Origin of the sequence: Rhizobium mongolense USDA 1844 (assembly GCF_000419765.1) — a bacterium.
GTDB lineage: Bacteria > Pseudomonadota > Alphaproteobacteria > Rhizobiales > Rhizobiaceae > Rhizobium > Rhizobium mongolense.
Map to the genome: position 1 here is coordinate 276,301 of NZ_ATTQ01000004.1, position 18,636 is coordinate 294,936.

16 protein-coding genes are annotated in these 18,636 nt (G+C 60.9%); 10 read left to right on the forward strand and 6 right to left on the reverse strand.

The window, feature by feature from the left end; genetic code table 11:
- Nucleotides 1-17: 17 nt before the first annotated feature.
- The 3 genes from A3C3_RS0109310 to A3C3_RS0109320 all read left to right on the forward strand — a co-directional run bounded on the left by A3C3_RS0109310 (nucleotide 18) and on the right by A3C3_RS0109320 (nucleotide 3,499).
- A complete protein-coding gene (locus tag A3C3_RS0109310; RefSeq protein WP_022714333.1) occupies nucleotides 18-1,403 on the forward strand; it encodes an aldehyde dehydrogenase family protein in 1,386 nt (461 codons plus the stop codon).
- The gene (locus tag A3C3_RS0109315; RefSeq protein ID WP_022714334.1) at nucleotides 1,400-2,554 is read left to right on the forward strand and encodes an iron-containing alcohol dehydrogenase; all 1,155 of its coding nucleotides are present in this window, start codon (nucleotides 1,400-1,402) and stop codon (nucleotides 2,552-2,554) included. The genes A3C3_RS0109310 and A3C3_RS0109315 overlap by 4 nt, the downstream gene beginning before the upstream one ends.
- Nucleotides 2,555-2,785: 231 nt before the next feature.
- Nucleotides 2,786-3,499, forward strand: a complete 714-nt coding sequence (locus A3C3_RS0109320; protein ID WP_022714335.1) for a ParA family protein — start codon at nucleotides 2,786-2,788, stop codon at nucleotides 3,497-3,499.
- 249 nt (nucleotides 3,500-3,748) lie between these two features.
- Here A3C3_RS0109320 and A3C3_RS0109325 read toward each other — a convergent pair whose 3' ends face one another.
- Nucleotides 3,749-5,128, reverse strand: coding sequence for a L,D-transpeptidase (locus A3C3_RS0109325; protein WP_022714336.1), 1,380 nt, complete (start codon nucleotides 5,126-5,128; stop codon nucleotides 3,749-3,751).
- A 244-nt stretch (nucleotides 5,129-5,372) separates the two neighbouring features.
- On the opposite strand from A3C3_RS0109325, the gene A3C3_RS0109330 reads away from it, so the two are divergent.
- The 3 genes from A3C3_RS0109330 to A3C3_RS0109340 all read left to right on the forward strand — a co-directional run bounded on the left by A3C3_RS0109330 (nucleotide 5,373) and on the right by A3C3_RS0109340 (nucleotide 7,023).
- A complete protein-coding gene (locus A3C3_RS0109330) occupies nucleotides 5,373-6,212 on the forward strand; it encodes a DUF4432 family protein (protein ID WP_022714337.1) in 840 nt (279 codons plus the stop codon).
- A 71-nt stretch (nucleotides 6,213-6,283) separates the two neighbouring features.
- Nucleotides 6,284-6,622, forward strand: coding sequence for a protein tyrosine phosphatase family protein (locus A3C3_RS0109335; RefSeq protein WP_022714338.1), 339 nt, complete (start codon nucleotides 6,284-6,286; stop codon nucleotides 6,620-6,622).
- Nucleotides 6,623-6,678: 56 nt separating this feature from the next.
- A complete protein-coding gene (locus A3C3_RS0109340) occupies nucleotides 6,679-7,023 on the forward strand; it encodes a RidA family protein (protein WP_022714339.1) in 345 nt (114 codons plus the stop codon).
- A 40-nt stretch (nucleotides 7,024-7,063) separates the two neighbouring features.
- Here the strand turns inward: A3C3_RS0109340 and A3C3_RS0109345 are convergent, their stop codons facing one another.
- The 4 genes from A3C3_RS0109345 to A3C3_RS0109360 are packed head-to-tail and all read right to left on the reverse strand — an operon-like array spanning nucleotide 7,064 to nucleotide 11,846.
- Nucleotides 7,064-8,722 carry a thiamine pyrophosphate-binding protein gene (locus tag A3C3_RS0109345; RefSeq protein ID WP_022714340.1) on the reverse strand — a complete coding sequence of 553 codons (1,659 nt, stop codon included), beginning with the start codon at nucleotides 8,720-8,722 and terminating at the stop codon, nucleotides 7,064-7,066.
- Nucleotides 8,719-9,933, reverse strand: coding sequence for a succinate--glutarate CoA-transferase (gene caiB, locus A3C3_RS0109350; protein WP_022714341.1), 1,215 nt, complete (start codon nucleotides 9,931-9,933; stop codon nucleotides 8,719-8,721). The genes A3C3_RS0109345 and caiB overlap by 4 nt, the downstream gene beginning before the upstream one ends.
- 18 nt (nucleotides 9,934-9,951) lie before the next feature.
- A complete protein-coding gene (locus A3C3_RS0109355) occupies nucleotides 9,952-10,902 on the reverse strand; it encodes a DMT family transporter (protein WP_022714342.1) in 951 nt (316 codons plus the stop codon).
- A gap of 14 nt (nucleotides 10,903-10,916) precedes the next feature.
- On the reverse strand, nucleotides 10,917-11,846 hold the full coding sequence (locus tag A3C3_RS0109360; protein ID WP_022714343.1) for an alpha/beta hydrolase: 930 nt from the start codon (nucleotides 11,844-11,846) through the stop codon (nucleotides 10,917-10,919).
- Between the two features lie 150 nt (nucleotides 11,847-11,996).
- On the opposite strand from A3C3_RS0109360, the gene A3C3_RS0109365 reads away from it, so the two are divergent.
- From A3C3_RS0109365 to metF, 4 genes are all read left to right on the forward strand, one after another.
- Nucleotides 11,997-12,737 (forward strand): ribonuclease T2 family protein, encoded by a 741-nt coding sequence (locus A3C3_RS0109365; protein WP_022714344.1) that lies wholly within the window; start codon nucleotides 11,997-11,999, stop codon nucleotides 12,735-12,737.
- A gap of 329 nt (nucleotides 12,738-13,066) precedes the next feature.
- On the forward strand, nucleotides 13,067-14,716 hold the full coding sequence (gene ettA, locus A3C3_RS0109370) for an energy-dependent translational throttle protein EttA (RefSeq protein WP_022714345.1): 1,650 nt from the start codon (nucleotides 13,067-13,069) through the stop codon (nucleotides 14,714-14,716).
- A gap of 165 nt (nucleotides 14,717-14,881) precedes the next feature.
- On the forward strand, nucleotides 14,882-15,898 hold the full coding sequence (locus A3C3_RS0109375) for an ArsR/SmtB family transcription factor (RefSeq protein WP_022714346.1): 1,017 nt from the start codon (nucleotides 14,882-14,884) through the stop codon (nucleotides 15,896-15,898).
- A gap of 1 nt (nucleotide 15,899) precedes the next feature.
- A complete protein-coding gene (gene metF / locus A3C3_RS0109380; protein WP_022714347.1) occupies nucleotides 15,900-16,802 on the forward strand; it encodes a methylenetetrahydrofolate reductase [NAD(P)H] in 903 nt (300 codons plus the stop codon).
- 520 nt (nucleotides 16,803-17,322) lie between these two features.
- Here the strand turns inward: metF and A3C3_RS0109385 are convergent.
- Nucleotides 17,323-18,576 carry a lytic murein transglycosylase gene (locus tag A3C3_RS0109385; protein WP_022714348.1) on the reverse strand — a complete coding sequence of 418 codons (1,254 nt, stop codon included), beginning with the start codon at nucleotides 18,574-18,576 and terminating at the stop codon, nucleotides 17,323-17,325.
- Between the last annotated feature and the right edge of the window lie 60 nt (nucleotides 18,577-18,636).

The following is an 18,636-nucleotide window of genomic DNA, read 5'->3' on the forward strand; positions in this document are numbered from 1 at the left end:
AAAGACAGGATTCGATCATGACTATGATCCAATGCATTTCGCCGGTCGACGGATCGGTTTACGCAGAGCGCTCGGCGCTCTCGCTAGAGGCGGCTAAGGACGTTGTCGCCCGCGCCCGCAAGGCGCACAGGGCCTGGGCGAAGCGGCCGCTGGAGGAGCGCGTGCAGCTTGTGCTCAAAGGCGTCGCGCGGCTCAACGAGATGTCCGATCTCGTCGTGCCGGAGCTCGCCTGGCAGATGGGCCGGCCGGTCAAGTATGGCGGCGAATATCGGGGCTTCAACGAGCGTTCCAACTATGTCGCGTCGATCGCTGCCGACGCGCTGGCGCCGCTTGTTGTCGAAGAGAGCGATACGTTCGAGCGCCGTATCGAGCGTGAAGCGCATGGCGTCGTGTTCGTGATCGCCCCGTGGAACTACCCTTATATGACGGCGATCAATACCATCGCTCCGGCGCTGATGGCAGGCAATACCGTTATCCTGAAACATGCGTCGCAGACGCTGCTGGTGGGCGAGCGCCTGGTTCAGGCTTTTGTCGAGGCAGGTGTTCCTGAGGATGTCTTCCAGAACGTGTTCCTCGATCACGAAACGACCTCGGCGCTGATTGCGGCAGGAAGCTTCAATTTCATCAACTTCACGGGTTCGGTCGAAGGTGGGCGTTCCATGGAGCGGGCTGCAGCCGGCACCTTTACGGGCCTCGGCCTCGAACTCGGCGGCAAGGATCCGGGCTACGTCATGGAGGACGCCGATCTCGATGCGGCCGTCGATACGCTGATGGATGGCGCGACCTACAATTCCGGCCAATGCTGCTGCGGCATCGAGCGCATCTATGTGCATGAGTCGCTCTATGACAGTTTCGTCGAGAAGTCGGTCGCCTGGGTTTCCAATTACAAACTCGGCAATCCGCTCGATCCGGAAACCTCGCTCGGTCCAATGGCGAACAAGCGTTTCGCCAAGGTCGTGCGCGAGCAGATCGCCGATGCCGTCTCGAAGGGTGCCAGGACGCTCATCGATCCGAAGCTCTTCCCGCAGGATGACGGCGGTGCCTATCTCGCGCCGCAGATTCTGGTCAATGTCGATCACTCGATGGCCTTCATGCGCGAAGAAACCTTCGGCCCGGCCGTCGGCATCATGAAGGTCAAGAACGACGCCGAAGCGATCGCGCTGATGAACGACAGCCAGTACGGGCTGACGGCTTCGCTCTGGACGAAGGACCCGGAGCGGGCAGGGCGGCTCGGCCGCGAAATCGAAACCGGCACCGTCTTCATGAACCGTGCCGATTACCTCGATCCGGCGCTGTGCTGGACCGGCGTCAAGGAAACCGGGCGCGGCGGCTCGCTGTCGATCATCGGCTTCCATAATCTGACGCGCCCGAAATCTTATCACCTCAAGAAAGTCACAGCATGAGCAGCAGCAATATCACAGCCAACTGGAGCTATCCGACAGCCGTCAAGCTCGGCCGCGGCCGCATCAAGGAGCTGGCGGACGCCTGCAAGAGCCTCGGCATGAAGAAGCCGCTGCTGATTACCGATCGCGGCCTGGCTTCCATGGCGATTACCAAGAATGCGCTCGACATCCTGGAAGATGCAGGCCTCGGCCGCGCGATCTTTGCAGACGTCGATCCGAACCCGAACGAGAAGAACCTCGATGCCGGCGTGAAGGCTTTCAAGGACGGCGGCCATGACGGCGTCATCGCCTTCGGCGGCGGTTCGGGCCTCGATCTCGGCAAATGCGTCGCCTTCATGGCCGGCCAGACGCGTCCGGTCTGGGATTTCGAGGATATTGGGGACTGGTGGACGCGTGCGAGCGTCGAGGGCATTGCGCCGATCGTTGCGGTGCCGACGACGGCCGGCACTGGCTCGGAAGTCGGCCGCGCCAGCGTCATCACCAATTCCACAACGCATGTGAAGAAGATCATCTTCCATCCAAGGTTCCTGCCGGGCGTCGTCATCGCCGATCCGGAGCTGACGGTCGGCATGCCGAAGATCATCACCGCCGGGACCGGCATGGATGCTTTTGCGCATTGCCTGGAAGCCTATTCCTCGCCCTTCTATCATCCGATGTCTGCCGGGATCGCGCTGGAAGGCATGCGCCTCGTCAAGGAATTCCTGCCGCGTGCCTATAAGGAAGGGACCGACCTCGAAGCCCGCGCCAACATGATGGCGGCTGCCGCCATGGGCGCTGTCGCCTTCCAGAAGGGCCTCGGCGCCATCCATGCGCTGTCGCATCCGATCGGCGCCGTCTACAACACGCATCACGGCATGACCAATGCCGTCGTGATGCCGGCGGTACTGCGCTTCAACCGCGCAGCGATCGAAGAGAAGATCGCACGCGCTGCGGCCTATCTCGGCATCTCCGGCGGCTTCGACGGTTTTTATGACTACGTGCTGAAGCTTCGCTTTGAACTCGGGGTTCCGGAAAGCCTTTCGGCCATGGGAATCGCACCGGACCGGATCGACGCGCTCTCGGCGATGGCAATCGAAGACCCGAGCGCGGGCGGCAATCCCGTCCCGATGACGCTCGAAAATACCAAGACGCTTTTCAAAGACTGCTTCTGATCACATAAGGCGGACCGTTAAAACTTGCCCGGAAAGCCCAAGCTTTCCGGGCTTTTTTCATTTTCCGGCATCCCAACTTTTAGGGATGTGAAAAATGCGGGCTGCAATTTCGGCGCGTTTGTTTGGATTTTGTTAACCATCATCGGAAAGGATACGTTAACCGCACGATGAACCCGAAAGTGCGCAAGAGAGCGATATCCGGCTCGTGATATTTCCCTTCGAGGATCGAACATGCCAGTCATCACATTTGCAAACACCAAGGGCGGAGCAGGCAAGACCACGGCTGTCCTTCTGCTCGCGACGGAACTTGCCCGCAAAGGTTACCGCATCACCATTCTCGATGCCGATCCTCAGCACTGGATTTCGCGCTGGCACGAGATTTCCGGCCATGTGGCGAATATACAGGTCATCGACTTCGTGACGTCCGCCTCGCTTCCGCAGCACATCAGCGAGAACAAGCATTCCACGGACTACTTTATCATCGACCTGCCGGGCGCCCGCAATCCGCTGCTGGCCACCGCAATCGGCCTCTCCGACCATGTGCTGATCCCGATCCAGGGCTGTGCCATGGATGCGAGCGGCGGGGCGCAGGTGCTGGAATTGCTGCAGTATCTGGATGAGAAGGCGGGCATCAAGATCGGCCATTCGGTGGTGCTTACCCGTGTCAATTCAATGGTGACCACCCGTGCACTGCAACTCGTCAAGGCGCTGCTCAACGAGCGGAACGTTCCGGTCCTCGATACGGCGATCATCGAGCGTGCGGCATTCCGCGACATCTTCGATTGCGGCGGCACGCTGCACGAGATGGACCCGATGCGGGTTTCCAATCTCGAGAAGGCCTGCGAGAATGCGCTCTGTTTTGCCGAGGAAATCATTCGCAAGGTGCCGGCCAAGCTTCCCGCTTCCGCACGGACAACCGGACCGCTGATCCGTTCAGCGGCTTGAATATTGGGATTATTTGAACCAGCCGCCGGAGCGATCCGGCGGTTTTCTTGTTTGGGCTCGGCTCAAACTTGTGTTCGTGGCGGACGCGCTCACCCTAACCATCTCCCCGTGAAGGGGCGATGGACTGACTTGCGAAATGGCTAAGAGAAACGGACATGGTGCGGCATATCTCCCTTCTCCCGTCAGAAAGGGGAGAAGGTGCCGGCAGGCGGATGAGGGGCAGAGGCTTGCCCTGCCGCTGACGACAATTCAATCGACGAACTCGACCGTCACGCCGGGCTTCACCATCTTGGCAAGCTCCGTGGCATCCCAGTTCGTCAGACGAATGCAGCCGTGGCTCTGGGTGCGGCCGATCTTCGATGGTTCCGGCGTGCCGTGAATACCGTAGGTCGGCCTCGAAAGGGCGATCCAGACCGTCCCGACGGGACCGTTCGGGCCGGGCGGGATATTCAGGATGCGGTCGTTTGCGCCCTGCTGGAAGTTGATCTTCGGGTTGTAGGTATAGCCAGGGTTCAGAGCGACGCGTTCCACGTTGACGAGGCCGGAGGGCGAAGGGGTATCGCTGGAGCCGATCGAGGCGGGATAAGCGGCGACGAGATTGCCTGCAGCGTCATAGGCGAAGACCTGCTTCTTGGCCTTGTCCGCGAGAATCTTCGCGACGGTGCCGGTCTTGGCTTGCCCGGCATTGACGACCTTGATGATCGTGCCGGGCACGGTGAAGTCTGCGCCCGGATTCATTTCCTTGAGGAAGCCTTCGTCCATGTGGAAGCGCTCGGCAAGCATTTCGGTCGTCGAGGTATAGGCCATCGAAGGCAGAAGCGCCTTTTGCGAATAGTCTTCCGGAATCGCGGCCACATAAGGCCCGGCGGCATCTGCCGGCGTGATCGTGTAGCTAGTGACGGGTAATCCGCCCGACAGGCGAAGCTGCTCGAGGATCGCTTCGGTATTGTTGGGGTCGAGCTTTTCGCCGGTCATCTGCTCATAGGCATAGATCGCCTTGGTGACGTTGGACCCCATATGGCCATCGATGACGCCCGGAGAAACGCCCGCGCGGTCGAGGAAGACCTGGATGGCGACGATCTCAGGCTTCGATTTTCCCTTGAGCGTGATGACCGGTTCTGAGGGCGGCCTCTGTTCCATGTCGCCCGGGAACGGCTGATCCGGTTCGATCGACGCATAGTCCTCGCTTTGCGGGTAGCTTTCTCCGTTGGCATCCGGATAGGGCTGGTCGTAAAGTGGATCGCGCTGGATTTCCGCATCGCGCGGGATCGAGCCGGTCACGGCACCGCGCTCCACATAACGCGTGCTGCCGTAGCTGTTGTCCGGGTCGTAGGGGTCGTCGTTATGGGCTTCTCTGGCAGGCGGGCGCGGATAATAGCCGCTGCCGCGCATTTCCGTCGCGACGACGTTGCCGTAACCATCGAGCAGGACACGGTTGCCGTTGCGATCGCGCGAATAATAGACGTCGGCGCCCGGTGGAATGTAGTCGATGATCGCACCGTCGGGCGTCACCATCACGACATCGCGCTGGCGGCGGCCGTACTGCTGCGCGTCGGCAACCGGTGCGGCAGCGGCAAGGGCCAGCACGACTGCGGCGAGGGACATCCCCGATTTCAAAAAGCGATTCACGTCTTACACCTCGAACAGTGATTTGGCCGACACACACCCGCGAATTTTGACGCTAGTGTGGAATTTATGAATTCGTACTAAACAAAAGATGAAAATTACCTGCTTTCTGCCTGAGGCAAAACGTTTCGTTTGGCAAGCGGGTTCCATGGCGCACCGCCGGTTGTGCGCAACAGGTTTGCCGCGATTGACGAAAGTGCGGACGGATCCTAACCCTACGGCAGCTTGAAGATCGGGAGGAATCGCAATGATCGAGTTTGCCGCCGTCAAGGGGCCGCGCCTGATGCTCGACGAAACATCGGTGATGGATATCGGCGGATGCATCGTCGACGGCGTCGATATCGCGCCGAAGCGCGCCATCCCGGACGACGGCGATCCGCGTATCGACCACTCGCTCGAAGGCTTTCTCTTCACCTGCGGTCCGGATCACATCCGCCATCGCGAGCCGATCCCGGGGCGGACGGATGGCAAGGCCTACCCGCTGCACGGTTCGGCCTCCGGTCATCCGGCCAAGGTTCTCTGGACCAATTTCGAAAACGGCAATGCCGAGTGCCGCGCCGACATCGATATCGTCACCGTCGAAGGATTGCCACAGCGAATCGAACGGCTTTGGCGCATCGACGGTGCGACAGGGGAGGTCTTGCTGGACGACCGGGTGGTCAACACCAGCGACCGGGCGGCGCCGACCTTCCTCATGTACCACATGAATACCGGCGGCAAATGGCTCGATGCCGGTACGCGGCTGGAAGGGACGATGCTCGAAGGCGGCGGTTTTCCATGGACCTTCGGCGAAGAGCTTGGCGGCCTCTTTTGCGTCGGGGCCCCAGCGATGACGGATGGCTTTGCCGAAGTCCGTCTCGGTCCCATGAAAGCGGCGGGTGGCAAGACGCTGTGCGTGCGTTTCCGCGCGGATACGCTGCCGCACCTGCAGGTCTGGCGGAACCAGAAGACGCCGGCCGACGTTTTCGGCATCGAACCGGTTTCTCATCGCTGGGTCTCGCGAAGCGAGCTTCAAGCAGGCGGCGAGTTCAACATGCTGCAACCGGGCGAGAGCCGCAGCTATGCGCTTCGCTTCGCCTTTCTCTGAGCGAACTGTTGTTGACGCTTCCGGTCCCGCATCGTAGAGCTTCTGCCATTGATTTTCAGGAGGAACGCGCGATGGACATCCGCCAGATCGACGACGAATATTCGGTATCCGGCCAGATCACGCTGGAAGATCTCGATCAGATCAAGGCGATGGGCTTCAAGTCTATCGTCTGCCATCGCCCGGATCAGGAAAGCCCGGATCAGACGCCGTTTTCCGTGATCGAAGCCCGCGCCAAGGAACTCGGCCTCGACATCGCGCATGTGCCCGTCGGCCCGATGGGCGTGACGGAGGAAGCCGTGCAAGGCATGGTCGACGCACTCGACGAATTTCCGCGCCCGATGCTCGGCTATTGCCGTTCCGGCGCACGCTCGACCGCGATCTATCAGAAGACCCATCATATTCGCGGCTGATCTTTTGGCGCGGCTTTCGGCCGCGCCCTTTATTTCATAAAACTCAGGAGAACATCATGAGCATCAAGCGTATCGACGTCGGCGCCCGCATGAGCGGCGCGGTCATCCACGGCAACACCGTCTATCTCGCAGGTCAGGTCGGCGAAGGCGAAAGCGTGACCGATCAGTGCAAGTCGGCGCTTGCCGAAGTCGATCGTCTGCTTGCCGCTGCAGGTTCCAGCAAGTCGAAGATTCTTCAGACGCTGATCTATCTCTCCGACATTTCCTACTTTGCGGAAATGAATGCTGCCTGGGAAGCCTGGGTCGACCCGAAGAACACGCCGGCACGCGCCACCAGCGAGGCCAAGCTCGCCGCACCGAAGTACAAGGTCGAGTTCATCGTCATCGCCGCAATCGACTAAGATCGGCGCCATTTGCCAGTTTCAAAGCCGGTGGGTTCGCTCACCGGCTTTTTGTTTGCGCGATTTCGGTCAGCGTGCGTGTCGGCGTGATCGCCTCGGGATCGAGCTTCACCTCGATGATCGAAGGCTTGCCGCTGGCGCGGGCTCGCTCAAACGCAGACGCGAAGTCCTCGGTTTTCTCCACCGTTTCCCCATGGCCGCCATAGGCACGAGCAAGGGCGGCGAAATCCGGATTGGTGAGATCCGTACCGCTGACACGGCCGGGATAGTCGCGTTCCTGATGCATGCGGATCGTGCCGTAGATGCCGTTGTTGATGACGAGGGCGATGATTGGGAGGTCGTAGCGGACGGCGGTGGCGAATTCCTGCCCGTGCATCAAGAAGCAGCCGTCGCCGGCAAAGCAGATGACTTCACGCTCCGGAAAAAGCCGCTTGGCGGCCACGGCAGCCGGCAGGCCGTAACCCATCGAGCCGGATGTGGGGGCCGCCTGCGTATTGAACTGCCGGAAGCGATGGAAACGGTGCAGCCACGTGGCATAGTTACCGGCACCATTGGTGAAGATCGTGTCGGCCTTCGTGTTGCCCTCGATCCATTCCATGATCGGTCCCATGTGAACGGCGCCGGGGCCTGTTTGCGGCGGCTTCGACCAGGCAAGATAGGCTTGGTGCATGTGCTCCGTCCGTTCCGCCCAGCGCGGTTCGGCCGGCGCTTCGAGATCGGTAAGGGCGGCGACGAAGTCCTGCGGCGATGCGCAGATCGCAAGGTCCGGACGGTAGATGCGGCCAAGTTCGGACGGGTCGGGATAGATGTGGACGAGCGATTGCGCCGGGTAGGGGACGTCGACCAGCGTATAGCCTGACGACGGCATTTCCGACATCCGGGCGCCGAGCAGGATGAGCAAATCGCTCTCCTTGATCTCCTTTGCCAGCACCGGATTGATGCCGATGCCGACATCACCGGCATAGCCCGGATTAAGGTGATCGAAGAGCATCTGGCGGCGGAAGGAACAGCCGACCGGCAGCTTGAAGCGTTCGGCAAAGACGCGGAAATCGGCGACCGCATCTGCATCCCAGCGTGTGCCGCCGAGTATGACCATGGGCCGTTCGGCCTTCAGGAGCCGCATGTAGAAATCGTCGACCTGACGGCGCCCGGGATGAGCGGGAACGCGGGCATAAGGCTTGGCGCGCGGCGCTTCCACTTCGTCGCGCAACATGTCCTCGGGCAGTGACAGCACGACAGGCCCGGGCCTGCCGGAAGTGGCAATGGCAAAGGCGCGGGTCACGAATTCGGGGATGCGCGCCGCATCGTCGATTTCACCGACCCATTTGGCATATTCGGTCAGCGCGCGGCGGAACTCGACCTCCTGGAAGGCTTCGCGCTCGCGGGCATCGCGCTGGACCTGGCCGATGAAGAGGATCATCGGGATCGAATCCTGCCTGGCGATATGCAGCCCCGCCGTGGCGTTGGTGGCTCCAGGCCCGCGGGTGACCATACAGATGCCGGGTTCGCCGGTGAGACGGCCCCAGCAATCGGCCATCATTGCGGCGCCTCCTTCCTGACGGCAGACGATCACTTCGAGATCGGTGTCATAAAGCGCGTCCAGCACGGCGAGGAAGCTTTCGCCGGGCACGCAGGAAAGTCGCTTGACCCCGTTTGCCTTCAGCGCTTCGACAATCAGCTCGCCGCCGGTCTTCTTCATAGTGCAGATGTCCCCTCCCGTTCGGCGCGCTCCAATGCCTCGAGCTCAGCCAGGACCTCTTCCTGATGCTCGCCAAGCCGAGGGCCTGGCCTCTCGTAACGCAGGGGCGTTTCGGAGAGCACGACCGGCGTCCTCACGCCGGGGATAACGTTTCCTGCCGCATCCGGCAAATCGATGCGCAGCCCGCGCGCCTTAATCTGCGGATCTGCGAACATCTCCTCGATCGTGTTGATCGCGCCGGCTGGCACGGCATTCTCTTCGCAGGCTTTCAGCAAGTCGGCTTTCTGCCATTTCAACGTTTCGGTCGAGATCAGGCGGCGCACCTCGTCGCGGTTGACGACGCGGGCCTTGTTGGTCGAAAAACGCTCGTCGCCGGCGATGCCATCGAGGCGGAGGATCGTGCAGAGACGCCGGAACTGGTTGTCATTGCCGACGGCGAGGATCAGGAAACCGTCCGCGCTCGGTACGACCTCATAAGGAGAGATGTTCGGATGGGCGTTTCCGAGCCGCGCCGGCGCGCGGCCGGAGATCAGGTAGTTCATGTTTTGATTGGCGAGCACGGCGGATTGCACGTCGAGCAGCGCCATATCGACGAGCTGGCCTTCACCGGTTTTCAGCGCATGGATGAGGGCTGCCTCGATCGCCGCGACGGCATAGATGCCGGTGAATATATCGGCAATGGCGACACCAGCTTTCATCGGCTGGCGATCCGGCTCGCCGGTGATCGACATGAAGCCGGACATGCCCTGGACGATGTAGTCATAGCCCGCGAGGCTGGCATAGGGGCCAGACTGGCCGAAGCCGGTGATGGAGCAGTAGACGAGCTTCGGATTGATCTTGCGCAGGCTCTCGTAGTCGAGCCCGTACTTGACGAGGCCGCCGAGCTTGAAATTCTCGATGAGGACATCGGCCGTTGCCGCGAGACGTCGCACCAGCGACTGGCCTTCCTCGGTCTTCAAATCGGCCGTGACAGAGCGCTTGTTGCGATTGGCGGAGTGATAATAGGCAGCTGAAAGGTTTTCGCCGTCGCTGCCCTCGACGAAGGGAGGTCCCCATTGCCGCGTATCGTCGCCGCCGTCCGGATTTTCGACCTTGATGACGTCTGCGCCGAGATCGGCCAACATCTGCCCGGCCCAGGGGCCTGCCAGGACGCGGGCGAGCTCGATCACCCTGATGCCGGCAAGCGGCGGCTTCTTACGACTGTCCGTCATGTTCCTCCCGAGAACGGATCATGGTGCCCGCGTTGCCTCAGATGTATCGGATACGGGTTTGGATGCAAAGCGGCGCTCGCGCCAGATGATGTAAAGTCCGGATGCGATGATGATGAGAATGCCCAGCCATTTGATGGCGTCGGGAAAATCGCCGAAAACCAGCCATGCGAAGATCGTAGCCGAGACGATCTCGAGGTATTGCAGCGGCGCCAAAGTGGAGGCGGGTGCGGAGCGATAGGCATAGACGCCCAGAATGCTGGCGATCGCGGCCGTTACGCCGACGCCGAGGAGCCAGACGAGACCTATCATGGTTGGCATTACCGGTTCGAACACATCCGAGCCGCTTCCACGGGCGAAGAAAAGCAGGACACCGCAAAAGAGCAGACCCCACAAGCCCATGTGAAACTGCATCACCCATGGGTCCTCGCGCTGCGCCAGGGCCCTGTTCATCATCGCGGAGATGGCGATGCAGACTGCGCTGACGACCGGCAACAACGCCACGTAGCCGACTTCCTGGAAGCTTGGCTGAATGACGAGTATCGCGCCGAAGAAACCGACGCCGCAGGCTGTGTAGCGCCGCCAACCGATCGTCTCGCCCAGAAAAAGGCTGCTCAGGATGGTGAGGATGATGGGTTCGACGAAGAAAATCGCGATCGCGTCTGCAACCGCCATGTATTTCAGCGTGGTGACGAACGAGATCATCGAAATGGTGATGATGGCGCCGCGGATCGCGTGGAGGAGGCTCTGCCTCCATGACGAATCCGTCAGTTTTTTGCGCCAGATAACGATCGGAAGCATGCAGAGAGCCTGTATGGCAAAGCGTGCCGCGGTGATCTCCGCAGACGGAACCGTCGTGATGGCTAGCTTGGAGAAAATATCGATCAGCGGCGATACGAGCACCGAAAAAAACATGAGCATCAGACCCATGCTGACTTCGGAGGAGCTATTCTTCGTTATTGCGCTGTTCATTTCCGGTCCGCTCGTCAGGATCTTGCGGTTGCTTCATCGCACCAATCGGCAAAGGCCGAAATCGCCGCTTCGGCGCCGATCTCGTTCAGCGTCTCGTGCCGCTTATCCTGATATATTTCGGCCGTGATACGGGAGAAACCATGCCGTTTCAAATGGTTTGACAGCCACATCACCGCTTTTCCGAAATCGGTCGCTGGGTCCTTTCCGCCGCCGACGAGGTGGATTGGCAGGTTCCTTCGCAACCTGTCGAGATGCCGCTTCTGCGGCGCTTGAAAGGTGAGTTCGAATATATCGAGCCAGAGCGAAACGGAAACATCGAAGCCGCAGAGCGGATCGGCGATATATTTGTCGACTTCGGCCGGATCGCGCGAGAGCCAGTCAAATTCGGTCCGGTGACCGGGGATGGATTTGCCCCAGCTGTCGAAGGTGAGCTTCGGCAGCAGGTCGCTCGGAACGTCGGAACCTTTCAGGGCTTTTTCGGCAAGCAGGACGGCCTGCGCGGCCCGGCCTGTCAGACCGACAGCGAAATTCGAATTCCACACGGCGACGGCATCAAATTTTTCCGGATAGGTCACTGCAGCGTTGAGCGCGATCAGCCCTCCCATGGAGTGGCCGAAGAGGATCACGGGAAGGTTCGGATGGAACCCTGCCGCGTACTCCCGCATGGCGACCATGTCGCCAAGAACCTGCTGTACCCCGTTGCGCCGGGCGAACTGGCCGATCGGCGCGCCGTCGGCCACCGTCTCGCCGTGGCCCCGGTGGTCGTGCGCATAGACATGATAGCCGCGCCCGGCCATCGCCTTGGCGAAGCGTGCGTAGCGCTTCGAATGTTCAGCAAGTCCATGGGAGATCAGCACGATGCCGCGCGGGCCGCCGCTGGCTGGCTCATGATGAAAGGCGAGCGTCGCCTCGAGCGCCTTAAGCCATTGCGTTTGCGAAAACATTTCCATCCTCCCGCTGCAACAGAGCACATCGCGGCCCAAATGCAACATCCCGTCCCATGTTTGCAGTATAATTTCCTGCGAGTGAGGGTTGCAGGGTTTTGGGCTTCGTGCATACTTGTTCCTGAATTGTTCTGTCTGCGAGGAGCGGCGATGAGCAGGGTGTTTCTGCGCTTGATGGCGTCTGTTGTGTCAATGGTTTTGACTGGCTTTGCGGTTGCGCAGGAAGGGGAAGGGGCAACGCGCTTCATCCTTGCCGCAAGTTGGCAGCCGGCATTCTGCCAGACAAACCAAAGGAAGCCGGAATGCAGCAGCCAGACGAAGGAGCGCTTCGACGCTTCGAATTTCTCGCTGCACGGCCTTTGGCCGCTGCGGCTGAACTATTGCGGTGTATCGAAGGACTTGCAGGCAGTCGACAAAGACGGCGATTGGCAAAAGCTGCCAGAGGTCAAGCTGACGGCTGAGAATGCGTCAGCCCTCGCAAAGGCCATGCCCGGAACGCAATCGGCCCTCGAGCGTCATGAATGGATGAAGCACGGCACTTGCACGAAGATGAGCGCCGACGATTATTTCGGCGTGGCGATCCGCCTGATGGACGACCTCAACGGCTCGGCGGTGCGCGACCTCTTTGCCGCGAATGTCGGCAAGACGGTCAGGGCCGATCAGATCAAGACGGCTTTCGACAAGAGCTTCGGGGCGGGCGCTGGCGAGCGTGTGAAGATGAGCTGCCGGCGCGCGGGCGGCGTCCGCGTGATCAGCGAGCTGACGATCGGGCTGTCGCAGGATGCAGGCTCGGCCGCCGGGGCCGGTGCGGGGCTTGCGAAACTCATGCAAAAGGCCGGCCGCACCTCCTTCGGCTGCGACGAAGGCGTTGTCGACGCTGCGGGGTTCTGAGAGTTTATCGCAAGGGTTGGGACTGGAGCGCGGCTTGGAAGGGGGGAGCGATGCGGCTGGATGACTTTAGAAGCGTCGGGGACGCCTACCAGAGAAATCGCGCTTGAGCGCGCTGCTTCGCTGCGTGACCCATACCGTGCGATGGCCCGGCTCTTGAATGCGACTGGGCGGAAAGCCTGAGGAGGTCAAGCAAATCCCTCCGTTCCGTTGCTTTTCGAACGGAACCAAATCGATTGCCGTAGAGAAAGCCGGTTTCGGCGTTGCCCGAAAGCCGGCTTTCGCCTACATAGCGGCCACGGTTTTCAAGTTTCCGCCCGGAGCAGCGTATAATGGCACGTCAGTTCATCTATCATATGGCCGGCCTCAACAAGGCCTATGGCAACAAGAAGGTGTTGGAGAACATCCACCTTTCCTTCTACCCCGATGCCAAGATCGGTATCCTCGGCCCGAACGGCGCCGGTAAGTCCACCGTCCTGCGCATCATGGCTGGCCTCGACAAGGAATATACCGGCGAAGCCTGGCTCGCCGAGGGCGCAACGCTCGGCTACCTGGCGCAGGAGCCGCAGCTCGATGCATCGAAGACAGTGCTCGAAAACGTCATGGAAGGTGTGGCCTCCAAGAAGGCGATCCTCGACCGCTACAACGAACTGATGATGAACTATTCCGACGAGACGGCGGAAGAGGGGGCGAAGCTCCAGGACATCATCGACAGCCAGAACCTCTGGGACCTGGAAAACCAGGTCGAGATGGCGATGGACGCGCTGCGCTGCCCGCCGGGCGATGCTTCGGTCGACAATCTTTCGGGCGGCGAAAAGCGCCGCGTCGCGCTCTGCCGCCTGCTGCTTGCCCAGCCGGACCTGCTGCTCCTCGATGAACCGACGAACCACCTCGACGCCGAGACGATCGCCTGGCTCGAAAAGCACCTGCGCGAATATCCAGGTTCGGTGCTAATGATCACCCACGACCGCTACTTCCTGGACAATGTCACCGGCTGGATCCTCGAGCTCGACCGCGGCCGCGGCATTCCCTATGAGGGCAATTATTCGGCTTATCTACAAGCGAAAGCGAAGCGCATGCAGCAGGAGGGGCGCGAAGAAGCCTCCCGCCAGAAGGCTCTGTCTCGTGAGCAGGAATGGATCGCGTCCAGCCCGAAAGCGCGTCAGGCAAAGTCGAAGGCGCGTATCCGCGCTTATGACGAACTGGTTGCGGCAGCCGCCGACCGCCGTCCCGGCGACTCCCAGATTGTCATTCCGGTCGGCGAGCGTCTCGGCCAGGTCGTTATCGAGGCTGAGAACCTCACCAAGGGATATGGCGATACCGTCCTGATCGAGAACCTGAGCTTCAAGCTGCCGCCGGGCGGCATCGTCGGCGTCATCGGTCCGAACGGTGCCGGCAAGACGACGCTCTTTCGAATGATCACCGGCCAGGAAAAGCCGGACAGCGGCGAAATCCGCATCGGCGATACCGTCGATCTCGGCTATGTCGACCAGAGCCGTGATGCGCTCAACGGCAACAAGACCGTTTGGGAAGAGATCTCCGCCGGCAACGACATCATCAAGCTCGGCAAGCACGAAGTGAATTCGCGCGCCTATTGCGGCGCCTTCAACTTCAAGGGGGGCGACCAGCAGCAGAAGGTTGGCACGCTCTCCGGCGGCCAGCGCAACCGCGTCCATCTTGCCAAGATGCTGAAGGCCGGCGGCAACGTCATCCTGCTCGACGAACCGACCAACGATCTCGATACGGAAACGCTGGCCGCGCTCGAGGATGCGCTGGAAAACTTCGCCGGCTGCGCCGTTATCATCAGCCACGACCGCATGTTCCTCGACCGGCTTGCAACGCATATCCTCGCCTTCGAAGGCGACAGCCATGTCGAATGGTTCGAAGGCAACTTCGAAGATTACGAGCAGGACAAGATGCGCCGCCTCGGCGCGGATTCGGTCAATCCGAAGCGGGTGACCTACAAGCGCCTGACACGCTGATCGCCAACGCCACCTCTTGGATCAGAAGCCCCGGCAAGCGCCGGGGTTTCTGTATTTTTGCCGGTCGCTTTCAGAGCAGTGAATTTCGTCAACAGAGCGGATTCCTGCTTGCCAGGCCTTCTCAAATCACATAAAGATATCTTTATATGTTGATTGGGTCGGGATATGGCTGAAGCTGTGAGGCTTGGATTGGATGCGCTGGTGGACGTCTTGAAGGCGGCCGGTGAGCCGACGCGCCTGCGGCTTCTCGCGCTTCTTGCCGCCGGCGACCTGACGGTGACCGACCTTACGGAAATTCTCGGACAGTCGCAGCCGCGCATTTCGCGGCATCTGAAGCTGCTCGGTGAGGCCGACCTCATTGATCGCTATCAAGAGGGTGCCTGGGCCTATTTCCGGCTGAGGCAGGATGGCAAGGCGGCGGCGCTGGTGCGCGTGCTGCTAACACACGCGTCCCAGAACGACCCGGTGATCCTGCGCGATGGCGAGCGGCTTTTAGCCGTAAAGCGTCAGCGGGCAGAGCGCGCGCAGGCCTATTTCAGCCGCAATGCCGCCGAATGGGACGAGCTTCGGCGCCTCCATGCCGCCGACGAAGAGGTGGATGCCGCGGTCATCAAGCTGCTCGGTAACCAGCCGGTCTATTCGCTGCTTGATCTTGGCACGGGGACCGGCCGCATGCTGGAGCTGCTTTCCGGGCTCTATCGCCGGGCGATCGGCGTCGATGCCAGCCGTGACATGCTGAGCGTCGCACGCGCCAATCTCGACAGGGCGGGCATCACCAAGGCTTCGGTGCGGCATGCCGACATCCTGAACCTGCCGTTCGAGGGACAGGATTTTGATCTCGTCACCATTCATCAGGTTTTGCACTTCTTCGATCAGCCGGAAATCGCGATCGCCGAGGCGGCGCGGATGCTGGCACCCGGTGGGCGTCTCATGGTCATCGACCTTGCGCCGCATGGGCTCGAATATCTTCGCGACGAGCACGCGCATGTCCGCCTTGGTTTCTCGCATCAGTCGATGACCGACTGGCTGCGCAAGACGGGGCTCGATATGGAGCAGACCGTCGATCTTCATCCGGGTCAGCCGGGCGAGAAGGGGCTTACGGTCACGATCTGGCTTGCGCGCGATCCGAGGCGCCTCATTGCATCCGAAGGCGCCGAAACAGTATTGGCCGGGGAGGTATGATATGGCTTTGAACACCGGAGACCGCCGCAATATCGGCATTTCCTTCGAATTTTTCCCACCGAAGTCGGAGGAGATGGAAGGTCAGCTCTGGAAGACCGTGGATGAGCTGCAGGACTGGGATCCGGATTTCGTATCGGTGACCTATGGCGCCGGCGGCACCACGAAGGCGCCGACGCTGACGGCCGTGACGCGGTTCCTCAACGAGACGCCGCTTGCGACTGCGTCGCATCTCACCTGCGTGGGTGCCACGAAGGGAGAAACGCATCAGGTGATCGACCATTTCCGCAAGGCCGGCGTGAAGCACTTCGTGGCGTTGCGCGGCGATGCGCCGGGCGGGGCAGGGGTGCCTTACCAGCCTCATCCGGGCGGCTACGCCAATGCGGCCGAACTCGTGGCCGGCCTTCGCGAGATCGGTGATTTCGAGATTTCGGTGTCCGCCTATCCGGAGAAGCATCCGGAGAGCCGGGACGTGGCGGCCGATATCGACATGCTGAAGCGCAAGGCCGACAACGGCGCGGACCGAGCGTTGACGCAATTCTTCTTCGACAACGACAATTTCGAGCGCTACCTGGAAAAGGTGCGGACCGCAGGCGTCAAAATCCCGATCGTTCCCGGCATCATGCCGATCCAGAACCTGACGCAGCTGAAGCGATTTGCCAGCGCATGCGGCACGGTGATCCCGGCCTTTCTCGACGAGCGCTTTGCCGGTCTCGACGACAAGGTTGAGGAGCGGGCGAAGGTTGCTGTCGATGTCGCCGTCGAGCAGATCGAGGATCTCGTCCGCCGCGGGCTGGACGAGTTTCACCTCTATACGATGAACCGCTCGTCGTTGGTTTCGGCCGTGCTCACCAATCTCGGCCTCAGGCGCGAGGGCGCAAAGAGGGCAGCGGGCGCCGCTGCCTGAGAGCGGCGGCCATCGGCATCGAATAAAAAAGCGCATGTCTGGCGGTGACATGCGCTTTTTAATTGGCTGAACTGTTAGCTTGTCAGGAGCTAGGTATTCCAGTCATAGGGTTCGCCGACCGCTCAAATGAAGAGCATGGACAAGACGAACGCGAACGCTGCACTGACCAACAGGACATTCAAGGATCGTGTGATACCCATGTCTGCCTCCTCGCGTTAACCAGCATATAATATGTCTGAATTGTGTCGCGTGGAAAGCGGATTCTATGCTGCAACGCAGCGGCGGACTGCGGATGAGCCGCGTTCTGATCAGCTAAGCAATTGGAATTAATTGCCAAATCACAATGAAATTTTCTTCACACATTTTAACCGTGCGTTAAAATGGGCGATTGGCCCGTTAACGGTGACGGCTACTTAAAGGCATGACTGGAAGCTGCTGATATGATGCGGGAAATCGAAATCGCGCCCCGGCAATTTCCGGGACGCGATCGAATTGGGCGGTCTTCACGAAAATGGACCGATCAGAGCGCGCTCAGCAGGCCGGGCGTCGCCCAGCCATCGGCGGGCATTCCGAGACGTTGCTGCTCTTTCTGGATCGCGACACGGGTGCCGGAACCCAGGATGCCGTCGATCTGACCGACATCGTGGCCCTTCGTCTGCAGTTTGGTCTGCAACTGCTTCATCTGGTCATTGGCAAGGCCCTGTTCCGGCGTCCCCTTGAGATAGGGCTGCGCACCGCCAAAGCGGGTGGCGAAATAGGCGGCCGAGGTCGTGTAGATGAATGACTTGTTCCACTCGAGATAGATCTTGAAGTTCGGGTAGGCGATGAAGGCCGGTCCGTGACGGCCCTGCGGGAGAACGAGGTCACCCTCCAGATTGCCGAAGCTGGTGTTGCCGTCACGCGGTTGGACACCGAGCGCGAACCATTCGCCCGCCGTCATGGTGCCGCCGAGGCCTGACTTTTCCCAGGGAAGGTTGTCGGGCAGGGTGACTTCCTGCAGCCAGGGCTGGCCGCGTTTGAAGCCGAGATGCTGGATGAACTTCGCGGCCGTCAGGATGGCGTCCGGGCCGCTCTCCTTCAGCCGCACATGGCCATCGCCGTCGCCGTCCATGCCGTAGGCGACGATGTCGCGCGGAAGCATCTGTACCTGGCCGATTTCGCCCGCCCATGCGCCGGTATTGGTTGCCGAGTCAAGGTCGCCGTGCTGAACCATTTCGATGAGCGCGATCAATTGCGGGCGGAAGAGTTCGGGACGGCGGCAGTCATGCGCCAGCGTGACGAGCGCGTTGCGCGTATTGAAATCGCCCTGAACCGCACCGAAGTCCGTTTCCATTGCCCAGAAGGCGGTGATGACGCCCGGGGCGACGCCATAATCCTGCTCGGCCTTGGCGAAGACGTCTGCGAACTGTTTCAGCTTCTGGCGGCCGATATCGAGACGGGCCTGGCTGACGGTACGCTGCGAAAACTCAAGGAAGGTCTGCTTGAAGACGCCTTGCGCGCGGTCGCGGCTCAGAACCTTGGGATCGATCTGCGCGCCGGCGAGCGCCTTGTCGGCAGCTTCGGCGGAGGCGCCGGCGGCGATCGCATCGGCCTTCACGCCAGCTAGAAATTCGGCAAGATCGCCGCCGCAAGCCACGGGAGGAGCCTGAGGGGTTGCGGCTGGTGGAGGGGAGGCCGCCGGAGCCATTGCCTGTTGCTGAGCCAATGCCGTGGTTGCCGCGGTGATTGCAAACAAAAGAGCAAGTGCAGAGCGGCTTGCGAGCGAGCGGTGCATGAGATCGTCCTTATATCCGAAATATGTCCGTTGCTTTCACAGATGAATGTGACGGAAGCA